This window comes from Variovorax sp. GW821-FHT10C12 (assembly GCF_059415405.1).
Genome location: NZ_JBWKNE010000010.1, coordinates 1 through 21,657 on the forward strand (window position 1 = coordinate 1; position 21,657 = coordinate 21,657).

The window sequence follows — 21,657 nt, forward strand, 5'->3', positions numbered from 1 at the left end:
CCGCGGCTGCGGTCGTTCAGGCCGAGCACGTCGTCGTATTCCAGGCGCGGGGCGTTCTTGCCGCCGACCGGAAAACGCGCCGGGGCGCTGCCTGTGAGCTGGCGTTTGCCGTCGACGTTCCAGGCGCTCAGGTGCACCTGGGCCACCGACTGGCGCATGCGCCGCACCAGTGCCTGCACGGCGTCGCTGCGCTCCTGAGAGCTCTTGCGGTGAAAGCGAACGGGCGAGCCTGCATCGGCGGGCTGGGTGTCGTTGGACGAGAAGATGACGAGCTTGTGGCCCATCGGCGCCTTCGCGTCTTCCTCGATGCGCCAGGCCAGGCCTTCTTCGGCCAGCAGGCGCGAGAAGAAGTCGAAGTCGCTCTCGCGGTACTGGGTGCAGTAGGTGCGCACGGGCGCATCGGCCAGGAAGCTGTTCACTTCGGAAGAGAAGGCCCAGCTGCCCGCATCCGCATACGGCGCCAGCACGCGCTCGATGATGTCCGAGACGCTGCGCTGCTGGAAGACCTGGCTGCGCCCTTGCTGGGTGGCCAGCCAGAGCCAGGGCACGAGCGTGAGGCGGTAGCGTGCCAGGCCGCCGTCGGCGCCCAGCGATTCGACGGCGCGGATCAAGCCGGTACGTCGTGCGAGCGAACCATTGGCCAGCACGGTGACCAACGTCAGCGGCTGGTCGATCAGCGATGACAGCGCCAGGTCCGCGCGCAGGCTCAGGCACACGATGCGCAACTCGAACAGCTGCGACACCGCCTCGCGCTGCACCCAGCCTTCCACGCGCAAGGCATCGATGCTCTCGCGCGCAGCACTGTTGGACGATGAAGCCGCGCTCGGTGCTTCAAGGCGGTACAGCCGAGCCGTCTGGCTCAGCTCGGCCCACAGGGCGCTGCGGTCAGCGGAAGGCATCGGAAATTCGCTCAGGTTCGAATGCTCAAGGTTTGCAAGGTGCGCCCGGCTTGCAGTCCGCCGTTGCGGCAGTGGCCTGCGCCGACGGTGCGGGGTCGGAGGTCTTGCTGCGCTTGAGCAGCGCGGTCAGCAGGTCGGTGTCGGGATCGGGCCCGCGCGGACGTGCCGCTGTTTGCGTGACGTTGGCGCGCGTCGCTGCCTTGCTGCTGTTGGCGGCGGTCTTGACGGGTTTGCCGTTCGCGGCCGTGCGCACGGGCTTCTTCGAACCCGACGCGATGCGCTCCGGCTGCTTCTTTGCGGCGACGCTGGTCTTGCTGTCAGCACCCGATTTTTTTGCAGGCGACGCGGCTGCCACGCGCCCAGACTTCGCAGCCGGCGGCACGGCCATGGGCTGTGCACCGATCGCGGCGAATGGCGTCGAGGCCGGCTGCTGTTGTGGTGGTTGCTGCGGCGGCGGCGTGCTGTCGCCTTCGACGATGCGCGCGGGCGTGGGCTCCGGCGCAGTGGCCGCAACAGGCGCCTGCGGCTTCGGCGGTTCCACTGCGGCGGGCGCGGCCACGGGCGCCGGCGCCACTGCCGCCACGGTCGCTGATGCATCCGCGCGCTTCGACTGCAGGTGGTAGGTCGTGGCACCCGTCACGCCGATCAACACTGCGAGGGAGGCCCACACACCGGGCCGTGCGAAGAAGGAACGCGCGCCGCTTTCGCGGCCACCGAACTGTGCAAGCACACGCGTGGATTCGCCTCCGGTCGCGGCAGCCGATGTGGCCGTGGTGGGTGCGTTCGAACCGAGCAGGCTCGGTCGGTCCTTGTGGGCGTCTGACGCGCCCATCATGGATGGGTGGTCCGGCTGGCTGCGGGCATGTGATTTCTCCCCTCGGCTTTATGTGGCGTGATCAACGCGATATCGCAATTGGGATGCAACAAGGTGTTGCGTGCGATGGGTTCAAATTTTGGAGCGACTCATACAATTGAGTCGCTCTCATTGAACACCGTTGATCTTCTTCACTCTCTTTTGTTATTTTGCCTTGATGGTGGCAGCACTTGCCATCTTCTTGTTCCCTTCTTTTCGTGACCGTGTGTTGCGAGCGACGGTCTCCATTTCTACTGCTATTGCATTCTTTTTTATTGGAATAGGACGCCGTCTCGGTTTTGTGTCCGAAGCAAGTTTTCAGTTGATGCGCGACAGCGGTTCAGGAGTGCGTACTTTTGCCGTAAGGCATCGCTACTTTTTGCTGTCGGGCATGGGTCTGCTTATCGTGCCGGTGTTGTTAAGTGTGACTTTCGGAAGTGGCCGGGTTCTGTTCTTCGACGACTGGGCCGCCACAAGCGACCCGAAGATCGAGGCCTTGCTCAAGGGCGAGCAGCTGGTGCCGCCGCAGCCGTTGCCGCCCGAGGTGTTTGCCACCGCAGAGGTGGAGCAGATTCGTCCGCTCACGAAAGAAGGCAGTCGGGACTGGGCTGTTCTGGATGTGGACTTTCGTAATCGTTTGCTGCTCGTCTACAAGATCATGAAAGAAAAGCACGGCTACGACCTCGCGTTGCTCGAGGGTTATCGCAGCCCCGAACGACAAGCCAAACTCGCTGCATTGGGCAATACAGTGACCATGGCGAAGGCCAATCAAAGCTATCATCAGTATGGACTTGCGGCAGACAACGCGTTCTATCGCAATGGCAAGCTGGTGATCTCTGAAAAAGATCCATGGGCCATGGAGGGCTATCGCCTCTATGGTGAAGCGGCCGAGTCCGTGGGCTTGGTGTGGGGTGGTCGATGGTCCTTCAGGGATTACGGTCACGTGGAGTACCGCAAGCCGGGATTTAAATTGTCACGCAACTGAATGCCGAGACGACACCTGTCGCACCGGCACACCACGAGGCAATCAAGGGGGAGAGTTCAAATGGGTGAGGATCAACCCGAGGCGGACAACGACCGCCCGTGGATCGTTCTGCATGACAAGACCGACCACGGTGGCTTCGTGATCACCGCATCCGAAAACACGCACATCGACGAACGGCGCGTGGCGCGCATCGGCGACATGGTGTCGTGCCCACGGCCCGGCCATGGCATCAACCCCATCGTGACGGGCAGCGACTGCGTGTCGATCGATGGCCGGCGCGTGGCGCGCCACGGCGACCGCGCAGCCTGCGGTTGCAGGCTGCTGTCCAGCCAGATCGCTTCCGCGTCCGAATGACGGCGGTGTCTCCTTCTTCGGCTGCAGGCATGGCATGCGGTCACGCGACCGCGTGGGCCGCTGCCATCGCCATCGCGTGACCCAGGCGTTCGCAAACCCCTGATGCTGTCGCGACTGATCAAGCCCGTGCTCCTGGCCTGCGCCGTGTTCATCACGGTGTGGGTGCTCGTGATCGTCTACTGGCAGTACACGGCGCGCATGCCGAGCACGAGCGACATCGTGCTCTACCTCGTGGTGCTGCCGCTGGCGCTGATGCTCTTCTATGTGGTGCTGCGCCGCATCTTCACGGCTGCACCCGCTGCTGCGTTGCCTGCAGCCGGGGCGACAGTGGCCGCGGGCGCCGCCGCCTCATCGAATGCCGCAGCAACCGAGGCCTCGCAAGAGCGCCCGCAGATGGCCGTGCTGGCCTTCGCCCTTCGCACGCCGCGCGGCAGCGATGCCGACACGGTGGCCACCGCGATCGGCCAGGCGCAGACGCCAGAGCTGGTTCCCGAACTGCGTGACGGCGAAGGCTTCCCCGTCATCGCGGGCCGCGTCGATGGCATCGACGAGAACGAGCTGCGCGAGCACCTGCGCGAAAGCCTGCAACCGGCTGGCGAAGCTTTCGATGTCGATGCACTTCCCGACGACCGGCTGCGCGCCATCCATCTCATGTCCGACGTGTTGCAGGAGCTGCTGGCGTCCGCGGCCGAGGCGATCGCCAACGCGGGCGATGCGCTCGCGGTGCGCGCGCCCGGACGCTTCGTGTCCAGCGGCGGCGTCATCCCGGGGCCGGCGGCGGCGCCGCAGCTGAACCTCTCGCTGCTGTTGCCAGGTGCATGGAGCGAGAGCGAGCGCGCGATCGCCACGCAGTGGGTGCAGCAGCGCGCGCGCGAGGGCGATGCGTCGCAGCGCTGGCTCGTTGACTGCTTCAAGAGCGAAGACGGCGTGTCCGGCATGGCACTGCTCGACCGCATCAGCCTGTTGCTGCATCGCGAGCAAAGGCCTGCGCTGTGGATCGCGCTGGCAGCCGACTCCTCGGTGTCCGAAGCGAGCATCGCGCGCTGGGAGGCCGACGGCCTGCTGTACACCGCCACGCGCCGCAAGGGCCGCGTGCCCGGCGAAGCTGCCGCGGGCCTGCTGCTCGTGCGCGCCGACGATGCGCTGCTGGCGCCGCCCGAGGCCGTGCGGCTGTCGCGCAGCGCAGGCGGCCAGCGCGATGCATCGGCCGACACCGCGCGCACGCCCGATGCCAGCCTGCTCGATCGCTTCGCCCAGCACCTGCTCGCCACCTCGACGCTCGAGACCGCTCAGGTCGACTGGGTCGTGAGCGACGCCGACCACCGAACCAGCCGCGTCACCGAGGTGGCGAAGCTCGTGCAGGAGCGGCTGCCGCACGTGCCCTTCGAAAACAACCTCTCTGTCTGCGCCACCCTGGGTCACCTGGGGGCCGCGGCCGACATGAGCGCCGTCGTGCTCGCGTGCCACCTGGCCGCGCGCGATGCACGGCATGTGCTCGCCATTTCCGTGCAGGACGCGCTCGCCCGGACGGCCTTGCTGGCCGGCCCGGCGAGCCCCGCGTCACCCGCTACTTAAACAGGACCGATTCCAGAAACTTCTATGCGGCGATTTTTCAGTTTCCTGGCCGATCCGCGCACCTTGTCGGTGATCGGCGCCATCGCGCTCGGCGCGTTCCTGCTGCTCGGGGCGCAGACGCTCGAAGTCGGCGCGATCTGGGCCGTCGGCATCTTCGTGGTGCTGCTGCTGTTGTGGCTGCTGGTGTGGTTCGTGCGGCGCATGCGCACGCGCGCGGCCAACCGCAAGCTCGGCGACATGCTCGAGGACCAGGCCGAGGCGGCCGTGCGCGACAGCGACCCCGAGCGCAAGGCCGAGATCGACGAACTGCGCGGGCGCATGGTCGAGGCCGTCAAGACCATCAAGACCTCCAAGATCGGGCAGATGTCGGGCAGCGAGGCGCTGTACGAGCTGCCCTGGTACATGGTCATCGGCAACCCGGCGGCGGGCAAGAGCAGCGCCATCCTGAACTCGGGCCTGCAGTTCCCGTTCGCCGACAAGGGCAACGCGGTGATCCAGGGCATCGGCGGCACGCGCAACTGCGACTGGTTCTTCACCACCGAAGGCATCGTGCTCGACACGGCGGGGCGTTACTCGATTCACCAGGAAGACCGCAAGGAGTGGTTCGGCTTCCTCGACCTGCTCAAGAAGTACCGGCCGAAGGCGCCCATCAACGGCATCATCATCACGGCCAGCATTCCCGAGCTGATCGGCAGCCGGCCCGACTTCGCGATCCAGCTCGCCAAGAACCTGCGTCAGCGCATGCAGGAACTCACCGAGCGGCTGGAGGTGTTCGCGCCGGTCTACGTGATGTTCACCAAGGCCGACCTGATCACCGGCTTTGCAGAATTTTTCGGCGACAGCGACAAGATGGAGCGCGACCGCGTGTGGGGCGCCTCGCTGCCCTACGACGGCGACGAGAAGCAGGACGCCGTGGCGCTGTTCGACAAGCGCTTCGACGAGCTCTACATGGGCCTGAAGGAAATCAGCGTCTCGCACTTCGCGAACCACCGCAGCAGCGACCCGTCGCCCGAGCTGCTGATCTTCCCGCTCGAGTTCGCCGCCATCAAGCCCGCGCTGCGCGCCTTCCTGGCCACGCTGTTCGAGAGCAACCCGTTCCAGCACAAGCCGGTGTTCCGCGGCTTCTACTTCACCAGCGCCTTGCAGGAAGGCACGATGCGCAGCCTGTCGACCGAGCGCATCGCCAAGCGCTTCGGGCTCACGCTGAGCAACGCGGCCACCAAGTCGAAGGAAATCTATTCGCAGAACGGGTTCTTCCTGCGCGACCTGTTCTCCAAGGTGATCTTTGCCGACAAGAAGACGGTGCGGCAGTTCTCCAGCCCCGTGAAGGCGCGCGTGCGCTACGTGAGCTTCTTCGCGTTCGTCACCGTGCTGGGCCTGCTGCTGGGCGGCTGGACCTGGTCGTACCTGGGCAACCGCCAGCTGGTGGAGAACGTGCAGGCCGACTTGGACAAGGTGGTCAAGCTGCAGGCCAGCGACAACGGCCTGCGCACGCGCTTCGAGGCGCTGGGCATCCTGCAGGACCGCATCGAGCAGCTTGAGAAATTCCGCAACGACCGGCCGCTGTCGCTGTCGCTGGGCCTGTACCAGGGCAACCAGCTCGAAGACAAGCTGGTGGCCGAGTACTACGGCGGCGTGAAGCAGCTGATGCTCGCACCGGTGTCCGACAACCTGCAGGCCTTCCTGCGCGAGGTCAACGCGCACCCCGATCGCCTGAAGCGCGCCGACGCGGTGGCCGCACTGACGGGTGGCGCGGCGCCTGCGCCGCTGCCGGTCGCCGGTGCCGCGACCACCACGGCACCCGCCACAGCGCCGGAAGGCGGCGGCCTGTATGCCGGCTCCTCGCCGGCCGACGTGCAGGACGCCTACAACGCGCTCAAGACCTACCTCATGCTGTCCGACAAGCGGCAGGTGGAAACGGCGCACCTCACCGACCAGATCTCGCGTTTCTGGCGCGGCTGGCTCGAGAGCAACCGCGGCGACATGCCGCGCGCGGCAGTCATCCGCGATGCGGAGCGCATGATCACCTTCTACCTGCGCCGCGTGGGCGACGACAACTGGCCCGCGCTGGCCGACACCAACCTGGCGCTGGTCGAGCAGACGCGCGACAACCTGCGCCGCGTGGTGCGCGGCATGCCGGCGCGCGAACGCGTGTACGCCGAGATCAAGGCGCGCGCCTCCACGCGCTTCGCGCCGATGACCGTGGCACGCATCCTCGGGGCCACGGCCAGCAGCGCCGAAGCCGAAGGCACCCTCGCCGGCAGCGTCGCCATCTCGGGCGCGTTCACGCGCGAGGCCTGGCAGCAGTACGTGGACGACGCGATCCGCGACGCCGCCAACAAGGAAACCTCGAGCAAGGACTGGGTGCTCAACGTCGCCGGCAACGACGACCTGACGCTCGAAGGCAGCCCGGAGCAGATCCGCAAGACGCTGGCCACCATGTACAAGCTGGAGTACGCCAAGGAGTGGCAACGCTTCCTGCAAGGCATCGCGGTGAAGGACATGGGCAGCTTCGAGCAGGCCGTGGTGGCGATGAACCAGCTGGGCGATCCGCAGAACTCGCCGATCCGCAAGGTCTTCGACACCGTGTACGACCAGACCTCGTGGGACAACCCCTCGCTGGTCAACGCCGGCCTGCAGCAGGCGCGCACCGGGGCCTTCAACTGGTTCAAGCGCCTCTTCAGCCGCGCCACGCCGTCGCAGGTGAACGTGAACGTCGACCTCAACGGCGGCGCCACGGAAATCCCGATGGGCCCGATCGGGCGCGAGTTCGCGGGTGTGGCGCGCCTGGTGGTCGAGCGCGACAACACCTCGCTGCTGCGCGGCTACCTGGGCACGCTGTCCAAGCTGCGCGGGCGCTTCAACCAGATCAAGAACCAGGGCGACCCCGGACCGGGCGCGCGCCAGCTCATGCAGCAGACGCTGGAAGGCAACGGCTCCGAGCTGGCCGATGCGCTCAAGTACGTCGACGAGCAGATGCTCACCGGCATGGACGCCGCGCAGCGCCAGGCGCTGCGCCCGCTGCTGGTGCGCCCGCTGCTGCAGGCGTACGCGGTGACGGTGCAGCCGACGGCGGTGGAGGTCAACAAGATCTGGAGCGCGCAGGTGCACCAGCCCTTCCAGCAGTCGCTGGCCACCAAGTACCCGTTCTCGGCGAGCGCGAAGATCGAGGCCTCGCCGGCGGAGATCGCGCAGTTCTTCGGACCTGAAGGCGCCATCGGCAAGTTCGTGACGACCACGCTGGGCTCGCTGGTGATCCGCCGCGGCGACCTGCTGTCGCCGCGCGCCTGGGGCGACCAGGGCCTCACGCTGAGCCCCGATTTCGTGAACGGCTTCGCGCAGTGGGTGGCGCCGCTGTCGGGTGGTGCTGCGGCCGGGGCTGGCGGCAGCGCGCAGCCGCAGACGCTGTTCCAGATCCTGCCGCAGCCCGTGTCGGGCCTGACGGAATACATGGTGGAAATCGACGGCCAGCAGCTGCGCTACCGCAACACGCCGCCGCAGTGGTCCAACTTCGTCTGGCCCAACGCACAGGGCACGCCGGGCGCGAAGATCACCGCCGTCACCTTCGACGGGCGCACGGTCGAGCTGATCAACGAGCCGGGCAACTTCGGCCTGGAGCGCCTGCTGAGCACGGCGCAGCGCACGAAGTTGCCCGACGGCAGCTTCGAGCTCACGTGGGCGCGCGACAACGCGAGCGTGACCGTCAAGCTGCGCGTGATCCAGAACACGCAGTCGGCCGGTTCGGGCGGCGATTCGCCGCAGGGCAAGGGCCTGCGCGGCACGGTGCTGCCGTCGACGGTCGCGGAGATCGGTGTGCCGCGCGCAGCAGCACCCGCAGCGGTTCAGGCACCGGCCCAGACGCCGGTGCAGGCAGGGGGAGCAGGCAAATGAGCGCGCCACAACAGCTGTGCTACTTCGGCAAGTTGCCCGGACGCGGCGACTTCGTGAAGGGCCTGTACAACCCGCAGCTCATCAAGGTGTTCGACCACTGGCTGTCGCAGACCATGGAGATGCTGTCGGAAGACCCGCGCTGGAAGCTGATCTACGACAACGCGGCGCCGATGCACTTCGTGTGCCTGGGCTCGCGCAGCCGCGTGGCCATTGCGGGGCACGTGCGCCCCAGCCGCGACGAGTCGTCGCGCCGCTACCCGTTCCTGGCGGCCACCTCGGTGGACGTGGACGAGGCGCTCGACTTCATGCGCGGCGCGCCGATGCTCATCGGCCCCTACTGGGACCGCATGGCGGTGCAGGTGCAGTCGCTGGCGGCCGGCACCGACCTGGACAACGAGCTGAAGAAGTTCGAGGCCATCGACCCGGCCATCGAGACGGGCTTCAAGAAGTCGGCCTCGCGCGCCACCTATGCGGCGTTCACGCGCGACACCAGCCTGCTGCGCATCGAGCAGATGCTCAACTTCGACGGCCACAAGGTGTCGCTGCGCCGCGCCATCCTGGCGCTGGGCCTGCTGCTGCAGCCGGTGATGGCCAGCGCGGTGTCGCACCTGGAAAAGGGGCTCACGCTGCCGCTGCCGCGCGACCCGGTCGACCGCTCGCTGATCGCCACCTTCTGGCTCGAGATGGTGTCGCAGTTTCTGGCCAAGGCCGACTTCGAGCTGGTGCTGCTGGTCACCGAGATCGACGGCCGCTCGCGGCTGGTGATCGGCTTCAACGGCCTGTCGCCGCGCAGCCTGCAAAGCGTGCTGCATCCGCAGGTATACACCGAGCACAACATCGACATCGACAACCCGGAGTGGGTCGAGGACACCATCCACAGCAACTACGCGATGTTCAAGCTGGTGAGCTACCTCGACCAGCCGCAGCTGCCGCTGGACATCGTGCTCACCGCCTTTCGCGAAGTCTTCATCGGGGAATGACACGGTCATGAATTGTTCTTTGCGCGTTCTCGTGCTGTCCATGGCCTGCGGGCTCGCGCTCGTGCCGGCCGTGCAGGCCCAGCAACCACAACAACAGCAACCCGCAGCGGGCGCCACCGCCGCCCGCGTCGAGACCACGGCCGCGGCCGTCGGCAAGGGCGAGCCGGTGGTGGCCGGCGGGCAGGTGCCCGACGAGGCCACGCGCGCCGCCGTCATCGAGGCGCTGCGCCGCATCTATGGCCCCAGCGGCGTGATCGACAAGATCGAGGTGGTGAGCACCGTCAGCATGCCGGCCAACTGGGCCGCCAACGTGCAGCGGCTGATCACGCCCTCGCTCAAGGACATCCACCGCGGCCAGTTCCAGATCGAGGGCACGCAGATGGCGCTGAGCGGCGAGGTCGGCAACGAGGCGTTGCGCCAGAAGATCGTGAGCGACATGGCGAATTCGCTCAACCCGACCTACACCATCAAGAACAGCCTGCGCGTGCCCGTGTCGGAGCAGATCGCGGTCGACCAGGTGCTGGGCAACCGCACCATCGAGTTCGAGCTGGGCAGCGCCACGCTCACGGGCAAGGGGCGCGCCATCCTCGACGAGATGGCGCCCATCCTGCAGAAGCTCACGAACAAGTCGGTGGCGGTGGTGGGCCACACCGACAACGCGGGCAACCGCACGTCGAACCTGGCGCTGAGCCAGTCGCGCGCCGAATCGGTCAAGGGCTACCTGGTGGGCAAGGGCATCGATCCGATGACGCTCACGACCTCGGGCGTGGGCCCGGACCAGCCAGTGGCGAGCAACGCGACCGACGAGGGGCGTTCGCGCAACCGGCGCATCGAGTTCCGGGTCGGACGCTAAAGAAGAAAGGCCCGCAACGCGGGCCTTTTTCTTTCAGCGCAAAGTCAGCGCGACTCGTCGTCGCCCTTGGGTAAATCGAGCAGGTCCACCAGCTGGGCCAGCTCCTGCTCGTTCTTGATCACGTTGCGCAGCCACGCATGCAGCGGCATGTCGGCCCAGCGCGCGGCCTTGTTCGCCATGTAGGCGGCCGGGCTCGATGGCTCGGTCTGCTCGAAATACGCCGCCACTTCCTTGAGCTGCGCGATGGCCTGTGCGCGGCTGTGGATGCCGGGTGGCAGCGCGGCGGGCACATGCACCGCCGCGTGGTAGGTGGGAGGTGAATGGGGCATGGCGGCGTCGAAGACAGGTTCGATGCGGGTCGGGGCAGCCGGTGCGCTGGCGGCCGGTGCAGCGGCGGTGGCTTGCTGCGCCGCGCCGTTGTCGATCGGCACGCCGGCCTCGCGCGCAAAGCGCTCGACGGTCTGGCGGATGGCCGTGGCCGCGTCCTTCGCGGCGCGAAAGCTCGGGCCGTTGGAGGCGGTGCGTTCGTCGAACACGGCCTCGAACTCGGCCAGCGCCTGCTCGCAGGCCTGCACGTCGCGGTGCGTCTTCTGCAAGAACTTCGCGGGCGTGGCGCGGCGCAGGCGGTCGAACTGGTCGACCGTCACCTTGTTGCGCTGCAGCTCGTCGGCCTGCGCCGGCGTGCGGCGGATCGCCTGGTCGAGCGCCAGCGCGGTCTCCCAGACCAGCGCGCTGTGGCCGGTGCTGCCGTCGCTCACGATGGGCGCGCGCTGCAGCAGCTCGACCGAGCGCGAGATCAGCCACGTGACGGTGCCGATGCGCATCTCGATGTCGCCGCCCTCGGGCTGCGGATGCAGCTCGTCCCAATACTGGCGGCACAGGCCGCTGAGCAGGCGGTAGCCGTCGGCCAGCCCCTCGAAGCCGCGCTGGCTGGCCAGCGCGTCGGTGAGCCACACGCCCAGGCGCAGGTCCTTGGTGGACGCGCGCAGCAGCTTGTCGCACTCGGCAATCACGAAGGGCCAGTTGGCCTCCTTCAGCTCGATGACCCATTCGCCCTGTTCGAGCGAGGGGTCGTCGTGCTTGCGCGCTTCCTGGATGGCGTCGAACTCGCGCGAGAACAGCATGTCCTCGCCGCAGGGCTTGGCCTCCGAAATCGGGGCCAGCAGGGCCGCGAGGTCGAGGCGGTTCGTCGCGGCCGCGGTCATGGCAGCGAGATCGTCAGGTTGGCCTGGCGCGGGCCGAGCTTCACGATGTCCTGGTAGCTCGCGAGCGCGCCCTGCGTGGTGCTGCCCAGGTGCGCCGACAGGCCGATGAAGCCCAGCAACCCGATGAGCGCGAACAGCGCGGCCACCACCCACTGCGGCGCCTCGCGCTTGAGCGAGTGCGAGATCAGGTCGGGCAGCGGCCAGTGCGGCGCGAAGGGCGTGCGCTTGCCGCGCGCGTTGGCGATCTCGTCGCCCACGCGCGCCGTGAGGTAGGCCAGCTTCTCGGTGCCGTCGATGGCGTACTTGCCCTGGAAGCCCAGCAGCAGGCACATGTAGAAAACCTCGAGCGTCTGGATGCGCGCGGCGCCGTGGGCCCGCTCGACCTCGAGCATGTTGAAGAAGTTCTCACCCGCCAGCTGGTCGCCGAACAGCGTGAGCTGCAGCGGCCGGCGCTCCCATTCGGAGCGGATGGCGAACTCGGGCGCCGAGAGCACGAACTCGTCGACCGTGGCGCAGAAGGCGTACTTGGCCGCGTGGATCTGTTCGGCCGTGGCGTCGAGCTTGCGCGCGTTGCGCTCGAACTCGCCCAGGTAGTTGCGGATGCCCGTGAGGAACTGCTCGGTGGTGGCCGGCTGCTGCTTCTTCTTCAGCAGGAACAGCATCACGAAGCCGTCGTACAGCAGGTCGAGCAGGCTGGAGTCGGCGTCGGGTGCCACGCCGGCCGGCGTGAACGAGGCCGGCGGCGCGTCGGCGCCCAGCAGGGAAGGGGCCTTGTTGAGGGTGGTGGTGTTCATACGATCGGGCGGGTGATCAGCCGGTCACGGCGATCAGTTCGAGTTGCATGTCGGGGATGCCGGCCGGCGCGTAGATGGTGACGCTCTGCGCCTGCAGCATGCGGTCGTACAGCTGGCTCTTGCTGTCGATGGAGAAGTAGCAGGCGCCCGCGCGGATCGGAATGGCCGGCGGCACCTGCGGCGCGTAGACGATGCGCACGCCCGGCATGGCCGAGAGCACGAGCTTGTCGACGTCTTCGGGCGCGCCGATCTTGAAGCGCTGCGGCACCACCTCGGCGAGCTCGGCGGCCGGCATGCTGGCGGTGACCGACATGTAGAACACGGTCTTCTCGTCGATCTTTCCGGAGTCCAGGCGCCCCAGGTAGAAGGCGTTGCGCGTCTCGGTGAGCGCAATGGCGAAGTAGCGCGTGGAGATGACGGTGTCGAGCAGGTCGCGCACGATGCGGTCGAGCTCGGCGAAGGCCGGGCCGGGTTTCTCGTGGTCGTACACCGGCAGGTCGTTCAGCGAGTAGGTCTTGGCAAAGGTCATCAGCGCGCCGGCCAGGCTCAGCAGCTCCTGGAACAGGCGCTCCGGGTGCAGCGACGGGTGATGGAACAGGTGCGAGAGCGAGGCAAAGGCCGAGTTGGCCGTGTGCAGCAGCCAGAACGAGGCGATGTCGCCCGAGCGGAACTCGATGATGTTCTTGCTCGGCTCGCGATGAATGCCGTACAGCGAATTGACCTTGGCCTGCAGCACGTCGAGCAGCCGGCGCAGCTGTTGGAACACGGTGGGCGAGGCGTCGATGCTGGTGCACGGCGGCACGAAGCTGCGGTCGATCTCGAAGCCGCCCGCGGCGGTGCGGCGGATGCGGATCACCGGGATCGACACGAACTGCTCGCGCGGCTCGGTGTCGGCCAGGAGCTTCACGCTCTTGCGCAGGAACACCACCTCGGCACTCACGGCGTTGGTGTACAGGTCGAGCGACTGCGTCGCGTCGCTGGTGTAGCGCGCGGCAAAGCCTTCCTCGTTGGGGTCGGTGTAGTTCTTGCCGAGCTCCTTCACCGGGTGCAGCACCAGGTAGAAGGTGATCTCGTTCTGGCCCGGGCTCAGTGTGTCCAGCGAGATGGGCGGAGGCAGCGCGTCGGCCTGCGGCGCCGCGTAGGGCTCGCCGTCGGGGAACACCAGCGACAGCTGCGAGGCGCGCAGCATGCCGCTGGCCAGCGCATCGAGGTCGAAGCTGATGGAGCGCACGCCCCAGAAGTACGGATGCAGCGTCTGCGCCGTGGCGCGCAGGCGCGCCTCGTGGTATGCGTCTTGGCGCTGGAAGTGCTGGGGGCGTAGAAACAAGCCCTCTCCCCAGAGGACCTTGGCTGCGTAGCTCACGTCGGATCAACTCCCCACAATTTTTTTTGAATGTATCGCATCGTCGTGTCGACTCGGACAGGCCCGCCGTCGGTGCTGATCAGGCGGGCGAGGGCCGGCAGGTCACCGGCCCCAACAGGTTGAGCGCGCCCATGGGGGCCGCGCCTTGTGCGTTCTGCTGGCCCACCACTGCGCCTGTCGTGACGGTGAGCGCGCAGGCGTGTGCGCCCATCACGATGCCGGTCTTCTCGGCGTCCGCGGCGTTGAAGGCGAAGCGCCAGCGCTGTGCGTCGGGCGAGTGGAACAGCAGCACCACGGCCACCGCGTTGGCGGTGCGCGGCACGGTCTCGGTCCAGGTGTATTGCTGGTCGGGAATGAGCGTGATCTCGCGGCTCTCGACGAGGTCGTCGCCCAGCTGCGTCTTGTCGCGCCCCGGCGTGACGAAGGCATCGAAGGACGACTGGTAGAAGCCCGTCGTTTCCTTCAGCTTGTAGATGCGCATCACCACGGCCAGCGGGCGGTTGCGGCTGTCGGCGTTGAGGTTCTTGCCGGCGGCGATCGACATCGTCACCTTGCGCGGGGGCTTCTGCGACTCGGGCAGCTCGGGCTTCTTCAGCCCGCTCGCCTCCAGCGCGATGTTGGCGATCGTGAGCACCGGCGAGCTGCACCCGCCGAGCATCAACGCGGCCAGCAGCGCGCCGGATGTAATTAATGTTTTCATTAAAAGACGAGTCGTAACAAAATTCCGATGGACCAAATAGGATTACGTCATTTCAAACATGACTTTCGATTAGGAAATTAGCATTCATCCTCTCCCGTCATTTGCCATCAATGCCGATGTAGTATCGTGTATTGTTATTGTCACCGGTCGCAAATTAATGAATGATTGCGGCCTGCCAAAAAAGTCAGACTAGGGGGGAATGTGTCGATTCGAAAAATCATGACTCGCACGATGATTGCCGGTGCCATTGCGAGCACCGTCTTTTTGTCGGCCTGTACCACCACGCCGGACGCGGCCGTTGCCCAGGCCACCGCGGCCTACAACAAGAGCCTCGCCGACGCCGATGCCGCCGCGGCTGCCGCCACCGGCGACAAGGCGCCCGTCATCCGCCAGTACCAGCAGCTCGCCACCGACAACCCGACCCGCGGTGAGCCGTGGTCGCGCATCGCGCAGATCTACTTCAACGAAGGCCGTTACAGCCTGGCCATCTCGGCCGCCGAGGAGTCGCTGCGCCGCGACCCGTCCAGCCGCCAGGCCAAGAGCATCACCGCCGTGGGCGGCCTGCGCCTTGCGGCCCGCTCCATCGAGGACCTGGGCAAGGACAGCAGCCTGAGCGGCGACGCCAACGCCGACGCCTACCGCCTGGCCGCCCTGCTGCGCGAAACCCTGGGCCTGTCGGTCCTGGTGCCTGCCAGCCCCGAAGCCCGGCCGACGCCCGCGCGCCGCGCCGCGGCCCCCAGCCCGGCACCCGCGCCTTCGTCATCGTCTGCCGCAGCGCCGACCCCGGTCGCCGCCGCACGGCCGGCCCCGGCCCCGGTCGCCGCGCCGCGCCCGGCACCTGCCGCGCCCGCCCCGCGCGCCGGTGGCGGCAATCCATTTGACGCCCTCAAGTAATCATTTTGTTTTTGAATTGGTTTCTTAAACCAATGTATTAACGAATGGGCGTGCGGTTTCCAAATGGGCCGTACAACTTTTTAATTCGTTTCTCAGTCCTATTGCGAAGGTATTGAAACTTATGGCGACCAAAAGACAGAGCGTGCAGAAGCGGCTTCAAAAAGTGCGCCCGCCGCGCGTGCAACTCACGTACGACGTGGAACTCGGTGACGCCATCGAGAAAAAGGAATTGCCTTTCGTCGTCGGCGTGATCGCCGACCTGGCGGGCCAGTCCGAGGTGGAGCAGCCCAAGCTCAAGGACCGCAAGTTCGTCAGCATCGACCGCGACAACATGGACGACGTCATGAAGGGCGTGGCCCCGCGTGCCGCCTTCCAGGTGCCGAACAAGCTCGACGGGCGCGGCGGCAGCTTCGGCGTCGACCTCACCTTCAACTCGATGGACGCCTTCTCGCCCGAAGCCGTCGTCGAGCAGATCGAGCCGCTCAAGCGCCTGCTCGACGCGCGCACCAAGCTGGCCGACCTGCGCAACAAGATGGCCGGCAACAGCAAGCTCGAAGACCTGCTGGCCGACGTGCTGAACAACACCGAGCAACTCCAGCGCCTGGGACAGGGCGTTGGCAAGAAGGACGAAAGCTGACCATGACCGCGCAAGCACTATCGGCATCGAGCGGTGCCGCTTCGTCGGAAGCCTCGGTCGACCTGCTCGACCAGATCGTCGAGAAGAGCAAGGTCGCCAAGTCCGACGTGGAACACACGCGCACCAAGGACCTCATCGGCGAGCTGGTCAGCCAGGTCCTCGAAGGCTCGGTGATCGTCTCCGACAACGTGTCGGCCATGATCGACGCCCGCGTGGCTGACCTGGACGCGCTCATCTCCGCCCAGCTCAGCGCCGTGATGCACGCGCCCGAGTTCCAGAAGCTCGAGAGCACCTGGCGCGGCCTGGAGTACCTGGTCAAGGAAACGCCGACCGGCACGATGCTCAAGATCAAGGTCATCAACGCCACCAAGCGCGACCTGATCCGCGACTTCAAGGCCGCCGTCGAGTTCGACCAGAGCGCGATGTTCAAGAAGGTCTACGAAGAAGAGTTCGGCACCTTCGGCGGTGCGCCGTTCGGTGCGCTGGTGGGCGACTTCGACGTCACGCGCCAGCCCGAAGACATGTACTTCCTGGACCAGATGGCGCACGTGGCGGCCGCCGCGCACGCGCCCTTCATCGGCGCGGCCTCGCCCGAGCTGCTGGGCCTGGAAAGCTTTGCCGACCTGGGCAAGCCGCGCGACATGGCCAAGGTGTTCGACACCGTCGAATACGCCAAGTGGAAGTCGTTCCGCGATTCGGAAGACTCGCGCTATGTCGGCCTCACGCTGCCGCGCTTCCTCGGGCGCCTGCCCTACCACCCGCGCGAAGGCACGGTGGTCGACAGCTTCAACTTCGTCGAAGACGTCGACGGCACCGACCACGCCAAGTACCTCTGGTGCAACGCCGCCTGGGCCTTCGCCACGCGCCTGACGGCCGCGTTCGACGACTTCGGCTGGTGCGCGGCCATCCGCGGCGTCGAAGGCGGCGGCCTGGTCGAAGACCTGCCCACGCACACCTTCAAGACCGACGAGGGCGAGATCGCCCTGAAGTGCCCGACCGAGATCGCCATCACCGACCGGCGCGAAAAGGAGCTCAGCGACCTGGGCTTCATTCCGCTCGTGCACTGCAAGAACTCCGACTACGCGGCGTTCTTCGGCGCGCAGTCGCTGCAGAAGGCCAAGAAGTACAACACCGACAGCGCCAACGCCAACGCGGTGCTCTCGGCGCAGCTGCAGTACATCTTCTCGGTGTCCCGCATCGCGCACTACCTCAAGGCCATGATGCGCGACAAGATCGGCAGCTTTGCCTCGGCGCACAACGTCGAACAGTTCCTGAACCGCTGGATCGCGCAGTACGTGCTGCTCGACGACAACGCGACGCAGGAACAGAAAGCCCAGTTCCCGCTGCGCGAAGCCGCCATCCAGGTCGGCGAAGTGCCCGGGCGGCCCGGCGTGTACCGCGCGGTCGCGTTCCTGCGCCCGCACTTCCAGCTGGATGAACTGTCTATTTCACTGCGCTTGGTCGCCGATCTGCCGAAGTCAGTGAATAAGTAAGGAGGCAGATCGGGTGCGCGGCCGAGGGGCCGTGCTGCAACACGTTAACTGTCAGTAATCAATCAAGAAGGGGAAGAAACATGAAAGATATCTACGTCAAGTTCGGCAGCCCGGCCATCAACGGCGAGTCGCAGGACAAGGACCACAAGGACTGGATCGAAGTCAGCTCGTGGCAGCACAGCATCGTGCAGCCGCGCTCGGCCACCGCGTCGACCGCTGGCGGCCACACCGCCGAGCGCTGCGAGCACGGCGAGATGATCTTCACGAAGGACATGGACGTCGTCAGCCCGCTGCTGTACCAGCACGCGTCGGGCGGCACCACCTTCGACGAAGTCACGGTGCAGTTCTACCGTGCCGACGGCGAAGGCAAGCGCGTGCAGTACATGGAGATCAAGCTCAAGTACGTGCTGATCGCCAGCGTGAACCCGAAGGTCGTGAGCACCGACGTGGCCAGCGTGCCGAGCGAGACCTTCTCGCTGAAGTACGCCGCCGTGCAGTGGAAGTACACGCAGCAGAAGATCGGCGGCAACCAGGGCGGCAACTCGCAAGGCGCCTGGAGCCTCACGAAGAACGACAAGACCTACTCGGTCTGACGCCAGTCGGGCGATGACGACCGCGGCGCAGGCCGCGGTTTCTTTTTGGCGCCGCGCCCCTCGCGCGGCGCCTTGCCCGTTGCTCGACGCGAGAGACAGGGAGTGACCCATGACAGGATTCGAACCGGGCCTGCTCGACAAGCTGTTCGATGACGACTGGCGCGGGCCGGCTTCGCCGGTGCTGCGCCACTTGTCGCTTGACGAGGTCAAGAACGTGGTCGCACGCGACCTCGAATCCCTGCTCAACACGCGCATGGTCTTCGACGACGCCAAGCTCCAGGCCTACCCCGAGTGCCGGCGTTCCGTCATGACCTACGGCCTGAGCGATTTCTCGGGCCTGAGCCTGGCCAGCCACTACGACCGATCGTTCATCTGCCGCTCGCTGGAGCAGGCCATTGCGCGCCACGAGTCGCGCCTGCGCGATGTCTCGGTGTCGCTCGAGGTCGACGGCCAGGCCAGCACCCACATGCTGTATTTCGGAATCACCGCCCTGCTCGTGCTGCCCGAACTGGCCGAGCCGGTGAACTTCGACGCCATGCTGCAGCCCACGACGCTGCAGTACTCCATCACCCGCGGCACCGGCAAGAGCCGGTACGCCTAGCGCCACGCCGGAACCCGACGCCCACCATGGACGAGTTGCTGCCCTTCTACGAACGCGAGCTGGCCTTCCTGCGCGGCTACTCGCAGGAGTTCGCCAAGGGCTACCCGAAGATCGCGGCGCGCCTGGCCATCTCGGCCGACGCCAGCGAAGACCCGCACGTCGAACGCATGATCCAGTCGTTCGCGCTGCTCACGGCCCGCATCAGCAAGAAGCTCGACGACGACTACCCCGAGCTCACCGAAGCGCTGCTCGAGGTGATGTACCCGCACTACCTGCGGCCCTTTCCGTCGTGCTCCATCGCGCAGTTCGACGCCGGCGGCGCGGCGCTCGCCAAGCTCAGCAAGCCTGTCACCATCGCGCGCGGCACCGAGCTCACCTCGCAGCCGGTGCGCGGCGGCGCCTGCCGCTTTCGCAGCGTGTACGACGTCACGCTGGCGGCGGTGCAGGTGTCGAACGTGGTCTACCACGCGGTGGTGAATGCGCCTGCGCAGGCCTCGCTGCCGCGCAACGCCACGGGCTGCCTGTCGGTCACGCTCGAGGCCACCGGCGAGCAGAAGTCGCTCGGCACCCTGGCGCTCACGCTGGCGCGCCTGCGCACCTTCATCGACGCCGAGCCCTCGCTGGCCACGGCGCTGGCCGACGCCATCTTCTTGAAGACGGCCGCCGTCTTCGTGGAGCCCGAGCGCAGCGGCAAGTGGACGCTGGTGCAGGGCGAGGCGCTGCATCCCGTCGGCTTCGAGGAGGCCGATGCGCTCATCGAACTGCCGGCGCGCTCGCACCCGGCCTACCGCCTGCTGAGCGAGTATTTCGCGTTCCCCGAGAAGTTCAATTTCGTCGACATCGACCTGGCGAACGCACTGCGCCACATCGGCTCGTGCCGCTCGATCACGCTGCACCTGGTGATGACCGGCGTGCGCGCCGATTCGCCCACGGCGCGGCTGCTCGAGGGCGTGTCCAGCCGCAACCTGCGCCTGGGCTGCACGCCCGTCATCAACCTCTTCAAGCAGCGCAGCGACCCGATCCGCGTCACGCATGCCGCCGCCGCGTACCCCGTGGTGGCCGACGCGCGCCGCGCCTTCGGCTTTGAGGTCTACAGCATCGACTCGGTCAAGCTCGTGAAGCAGACCGCCGAGGGCGATGCGTACATCGAGTTCCGGCCCTTCTACTCGCTGCACCACGGCGAGCACCCGAAGGAGGCCGAGCACTACTGGTTCGCGCGGCGCAACGAACTCGTGGCGCAGCGCAGCCCCGGCTACGAGACCGAGCTCTCGATCGTCGACATCGACTTCCAGCCCTCGCTGCCGCAGACCGAAACGCTGAGCATCGACCTCACCTGCACCAACCGCGACCTGCCGCACTCGCTGGCCTTCGGCCTGCCCGGCGGCGACCTGTTCATCGAGGGCAATTCGGTGGCGCGCTCGATCCGCATGCTGCGCCGTCCGACGCAGACGCTGCGCATGCCGCGCGGCAAGGGCGTGCAGTGGCGGCTGGTGTCGCACCTGTCGCTCAACCACCTGTCGCTGGCCACCAGCGGGCTGCCGGCATTGAAAGAGATGCTGCGGCTGTACGACCTGGGCCGCTCGGCCGTGTCGGCGCGGCAGATCGAGGCCATCACCGCGATCGAGCAGCAGGCCACCACCCAGTGGTTGCCGGGCAAGCCCTTCGCGACCTTCGTGCGCGGCATCGAGCTCAAGCTCACGGTCGACGAGACCGGCTTCGTGGGCAGCAGCCTGCAGGCCTTTGCCCGCGTGATGGACCATTTCTTCGGTCTCTATGTGCACCTGAACAGCTTCACCCAGCTGGTGATCGTTTCGGCGCGCGACAAGGAGGAGCTGGTGCGATGCAAGCCCCGCAGCGGCGAATCGATCCTCCTGTAGCCGAAAGGCTGCTGCGCGAACCCTACCGCTTCGAGTTTTTCCAGGCGGTGCGGCTGATCGAGCTCATGCTGCTCAAGCGGCAGGAGCGCGACGTGCACCAGCGCCTGGTGCCCGGCGAACGCATGGTGCCGCGCTGGGTGCGCTTTCGCAGCTCCACGAGCCTGAACTTCCCGCCCAGCGAGATCGAGGCGCTGGCGGTGCGCGACGCCGTGGGCGAGCTGATGTCGGGCGCGCAGCTGTGCGAGCCGCCGCTGCCGCACGAGGACGAGCACGGCCTGAGCCGCATCGAACTCACGCCCGCCTCCTTCGGCATGCTGGGCGTGTCGGGCGCGTTGCCCATCGTCTACACCGAGATGCTGATGCGCCGCGAGCAGCATCTGCGCGACAGCTCGGCGCGCGCCTTTCTCGACGTGTTCAGCAACCGCGCCGCCGCGCTCTTCTATGCCGCCTGGCGCAAGTACCGCCTGCCGCTGCACTACGAGCACGAGCGCAGCCGCGCCTACCTGCCGGTGCTGCTGTCGATGGCCGGGCTGGAGCACACGGCCCAGCGCGATCCGCTGACCGACGGCACGGGCACCGTGTTCGACGAGACCGTGGCCGGCTACGCCGCCGCGGTGCGCCACCGGCCGATGTCGGCGGCCTACCTGCAGCGCGTGCTGTCCGATTACTTCCGCAGCCACATCCGCATCGAGCAGTTCCTGGGCAAGTGGTACGACATGCCCGTGCAACAGCGCTCCAGGCTGGGCGAGGGCAACGTGAGCCTGGGCCAGAACGCGATGGCGGGCGAGCGCATCTGGCAGCGCGACCTGCGCATCCGCCTGTGGATCGGCCCGCTCAAGCGCAGCGCGCTGCGCGAGTTCTTTCCGGGCCGCGCGCATGCGAAGGCGCTCGAAAAGATGCTGGCGCTGCTCGCCGGCGTGACCTGCGAATACGAAGTGCGCCTGATCCTGGCGCGCGAAGAAGTGGCCGCCGTGCAGCTCAGCGACAGCGGCGGCAGCCACCTCGGCTGGGACAGCTTCATCACCACCCGCGAGGCCGAGAGCGACCGCAGCGACACGCAGTACGAGCTTCAGCCCCTGCAGTGACCTTTCAACGAACAAGACCGACAGA

19 protein-coding genes are annotated in these 21,657 nt (G+C 66.9%); 13 read left to right on the plus strand and 6 right to left on the minus strand.

Annotated elements, in window-relative coordinates; translation table 11 throughout:
- Together AC07OH_RS28230 and AC07OH_RS28235 are read right to left on the minus strand one after the other, a co-directional pair.
- Positions 1 to 899: type VI secretion system Vgr family protein (locus AC07OH_RS28230; RefSeq protein ID WP_495302918.1), on the minus strand; the 899-nt coding region annotated here is incomplete at its 3' end.
- A gap of 25 nt (positions 900 to 924) precedes the next feature.
- Positions 925 to 1,734 carry a hypothetical protein gene (locus AC07OH_RS28235; protein ID WP_495302919.1) on the minus strand — a complete coding sequence of 270 codons (810 nt, stop codon included), beginning with the start codon at positions 1,732 to 1,734 and terminating at the stop codon, positions 925 to 927.
- A 160-nt stretch (positions 1,735 to 1,894) separates the two neighbouring features.
- Here AC07OH_RS28235 and AC07OH_RS28240 point away from each other — a divergent pair, with 160 nt between their 5' ends.
- From AC07OH_RS28240 to AC07OH_RS28265, 6 genes are all read left to right on the plus strand, one after another.
- The gene (locus AC07OH_RS28240) at positions 1,895 to 2,737 is read left to right on the plus strand and encodes a M15 family metallopeptidase (RefSeq protein WP_495302920.1); all 843 of its coding nucleotides are present in this window, start codon (positions 1,895 to 1,897) and stop codon (positions 2,735 to 2,737) included.
- Positions 2,738 to 2,797: 60 nt separating this feature from the next.
- Complete coding sequence (locus tag AC07OH_RS28245) at positions 2,798 to 3,091, plus strand: PAAR domain-containing protein (RefSeq protein WP_062481115.1); 294 nt, start codon at positions 2,798 to 2,800, stop codon at positions 3,089 to 3,091.
- 102 nt (positions 3,092 to 3,193) lie between these two features.
- Entirely contained in the window at positions 3,194 to 4,666 is a 1,473-nt protein-coding gene (locus tag AC07OH_RS28250) for a hypothetical protein (protein WP_495302921.1), read from the plus strand.
- A gap of 24 nt (positions 4,667 to 4,690) precedes the next feature.
- Positions 4,691 to 8,557, plus strand: coding sequence for a type VI secretion system membrane subunit TssM (tssM, locus tag AC07OH_RS28255; RefSeq protein ID WP_495302922.1), 3,867 nt, complete (start codon positions 4,691 to 4,693; stop codon positions 8,555 to 8,557).
- On the plus strand, positions 8,554 to 9,537 hold the full coding sequence (gene tagF / locus AC07OH_RS28260) for a type VI secretion system-associated protein TagF (protein WP_095950376.1): 984 nt from the start codon (positions 8,554 to 8,556) through the stop codon (positions 9,535 to 9,537). Before tssM ends, tagF begins: the two co-directional genes overlap by 4 nt.
- Before the next feature lie 7 nt (positions 9,538 to 9,544).
- A complete protein-coding gene (locus AC07OH_RS28265) occupies positions 9,545 to 10,390 on the plus strand; it encodes an OmpA family protein (protein WP_495302923.1) in 846 nt (281 codons plus the stop codon).
- Between the two features lie 44 nt (positions 10,391 to 10,434).
- Here the strand turns inward: AC07OH_RS28265 and tssA are convergent, their stop codons facing one another.
- From tssA to tssJ, 4 genes are all read right to left on the minus strand, one after another.
- A complete protein-coding gene (gene tssA, locus AC07OH_RS28270) occupies positions 10,435 to 11,595 on the minus strand; it encodes a type VI secretion system protein TssA (protein WP_495302924.1) in 1,161 nt (386 codons plus the stop codon).
- Positions 11,592 to 12,389, minus strand: coding sequence for a type IVB secretion system protein IcmH/DotU (gene icmH, locus AC07OH_RS28275; RefSeq protein WP_062481127.1), 798 nt, complete (start codon positions 12,387 to 12,389; stop codon positions 11,592 to 11,594). Before icmH ends, tssA begins: the two co-directional genes overlap by 4 nt.
- Before the next feature lie 16 nt (positions 12,390 to 12,405).
- Complete coding sequence (gene tssK, locus AC07OH_RS28280; protein ID WP_062481129.1) at positions 12,406 to 13,752, minus strand: type VI secretion system baseplate subunit TssK; 1,347 nt, start codon at positions 13,750 to 13,752, stop codon at positions 12,406 to 12,408.
- A gap of 79 nt (positions 13,753 to 13,831) precedes the next feature.
- The gene (gene tssJ / locus AC07OH_RS28285) at positions 13,832 to 14,452 is read right to left on the minus strand and encodes a type VI secretion system lipoprotein TssJ (protein ID WP_495302925.1); all 621 of its coding nucleotides are present in this window, start codon (positions 14,450 to 14,452) and stop codon (positions 13,832 to 13,834) included.
- Positions 14,453 to 14,671: 219 nt separating this feature from the next.
- Here tssJ and AC07OH_RS28290 point away from each other — a divergent pair, with 219 nt between their 5' ends.
- The 7 genes from AC07OH_RS28290 (at position 14,672) to tssG (ending at position 21,632) form a co-directional block, all read left to right on the plus strand.
- Positions 14,672 to 15,346 (plus strand): tetratricopeptide repeat protein, encoded by a 675-nt coding sequence (locus AC07OH_RS28290; RefSeq protein ID WP_495302926.1) that lies wholly within the window; start codon positions 14,672 to 14,674, stop codon positions 15,344 to 15,346.
- 121 nt (positions 15,347 to 15,467) lie between these two features.
- Positions 15,468 to 15,983: a type VI secretion system contractile sheath small subunit gene (gene tssB / locus AC07OH_RS28295; protein WP_099793844.1), complete on the plus strand. Its 516-nt coding sequence runs from the start codon at positions 15,468 to 15,470 to the stop codon at positions 15,981 to 15,983.
- A gap of 2 nt (positions 15,984 to 15,985) precedes the next feature.
- Positions 15,986 to 17,476, plus strand: coding sequence for a type VI secretion system contractile sheath large subunit (gene tssC / locus AC07OH_RS28300; RefSeq protein ID WP_062474765.1), 1,491 nt, complete (start codon positions 15,986 to 15,988; stop codon positions 17,474 to 17,476).
- 80 nt (positions 17,477 to 17,556) lie between these two features.
- Positions 17,557 to 18,069 carry an Hcp family type VI secretion system effector gene (locus AC07OH_RS28305; RefSeq protein ID WP_062474768.1) on the plus strand — a complete coding sequence of 171 codons (513 nt, stop codon included), beginning with the start codon at positions 17,557 to 17,559 and terminating at the stop codon, positions 18,067 to 18,069.
- Positions 18,070 to 18,178: 109 nt separating this feature from the next.
- Positions 18,179 to 18,670 (plus strand): type VI secretion system baseplate subunit TssE, encoded by a 492-nt coding sequence (gene tssE, locus AC07OH_RS28310; RefSeq protein WP_062474770.1) that lies wholly within the window; start codon positions 18,179 to 18,181, stop codon positions 18,668 to 18,670.
- Positions 18,671 to 18,696: 26 nt separating this feature from the next.
- The gene (gene tssF / locus AC07OH_RS28315; RefSeq protein ID WP_495302927.1) at positions 18,697 to 20,547 is read left to right on the plus strand and encodes a type VI secretion system baseplate subunit TssF; all 1,851 of its coding nucleotides are present in this window, start codon (positions 18,697 to 18,699) and stop codon (positions 20,545 to 20,547) included.
- Positions 20,511 to 21,632: a type VI secretion system baseplate subunit TssG gene (gene tssG, locus AC07OH_RS28320; RefSeq protein WP_495302928.1), complete on the plus strand. Its 1,122-nt coding sequence runs from the start codon at positions 20,511 to 20,513 to the stop codon at positions 21,630 to 21,632. The genes tssF and tssG overlap by 37 nt, the downstream gene beginning before the upstream one ends.
- Positions 21,633 to 21,657: the final 25 nt, after the last annotated feature.

Bases quoted from the DNA above. Each gene is read 5' to 3' on its own strand.
- AC07OH_RS28235 (WP_495302919.1), bottom strand. From the start codon at position 1,734: ATGATGGGCGCGTCAGACGCCCACAAGGACCGACCGAGCCTGCTCGGT.
- AC07OH_RS28245 (WP_062481115.1), top strand. From the start codon at position 2,798: ATGGGTGAGGATCAACCCGAGGCGGACAACGACCGCCCGTGGATCGTT.
- AC07OH_RS28250 (WP_495302921.1), top strand. From the start codon at position 3,194: ATGCTGTCGCGACTGATCAAGCCCGTGCTCCTGGCCTGCGCCGTGTTC.
- tssM (WP_495302922.1), top strand. From the start codon at position 4,691: ATGCGGCGATTTTTCAGTTTCCTGGCCGATCCGCGCACCTTGTCGGTG.
- tagF (WP_095950376.1), top strand. From the start codon at position 8,554: ATGAGCGCGCCACAACAGCTGTGCTACTTCGGCAAGTTGCCCGGACGC.
- AC07OH_RS28265 (WP_495302923.1), top strand. From the start codon at position 9,545: ATGAATTGTTCTTTGCGCGTTCTCGTGCTGTCCATGGCCTGCGGGCTC.
- tssA (WP_495302924.1), bottom strand. From the start codon at position 11,595: ATGACCGCGGCCGCGACGAACCGCCTCGACCTCGCGGCCCTGCTGGCC.
- icmH (WP_062481127.1), bottom strand. From the start codon at position 12,389: ATGAACACCACCACCCTCAACAAGGCCCCTTCCCTGCTGGGCGCCGAC.
- tssJ (WP_495302925.1), bottom strand. From the start codon at position 14,452: ATGAAAACATTAATTACATCCGGCGCGCTGCTGGCCGCGTTGATGCTC.
- AC07OH_RS28290 (WP_495302926.1), top strand. From the start codon at position 14,672: ATGACTCGCACGATGATTGCCGGTGCCATTGCGAGCACCGTCTTTTTG.
- tssB (WP_099793844.1), top strand. From the start codon at position 15,468: ATGGCGACCAAAAGACAGAGCGTGCAGAAGCGGCTTCAAAAAGTGCGC.
- tssC (WP_062474765.1), top strand. From the start codon at position 15,986: ATGACCGCGCAAGCACTATCGGCATCGAGCGGTGCCGCTTCGTCGGAA.
- AC07OH_RS28305 (WP_062474768.1), top strand. From the start codon at position 17,557: ATGAAAGATATCTACGTCAAGTTCGGCAGCCCGGCCATCAACGGCGAG.
- tssE (WP_062474770.1), top strand. From the start codon at position 18,179: ATGACAGGATTCGAACCGGGCCTGCTCGACAAGCTGTTCGATGACGAC.
- tssF (WP_495302927.1), top strand. From the start codon at position 18,697: ATGGACGAGTTGCTGCCCTTCTACGAACGCGAGCTGGCCTTCCTGCGC.
- tssG (WP_495302928.1), top strand. From the start codon at position 20,511: ATGCAAGCCCCGCAGCGGCGAATCGATCCTCCTGTAGCCGAAAGGCTG.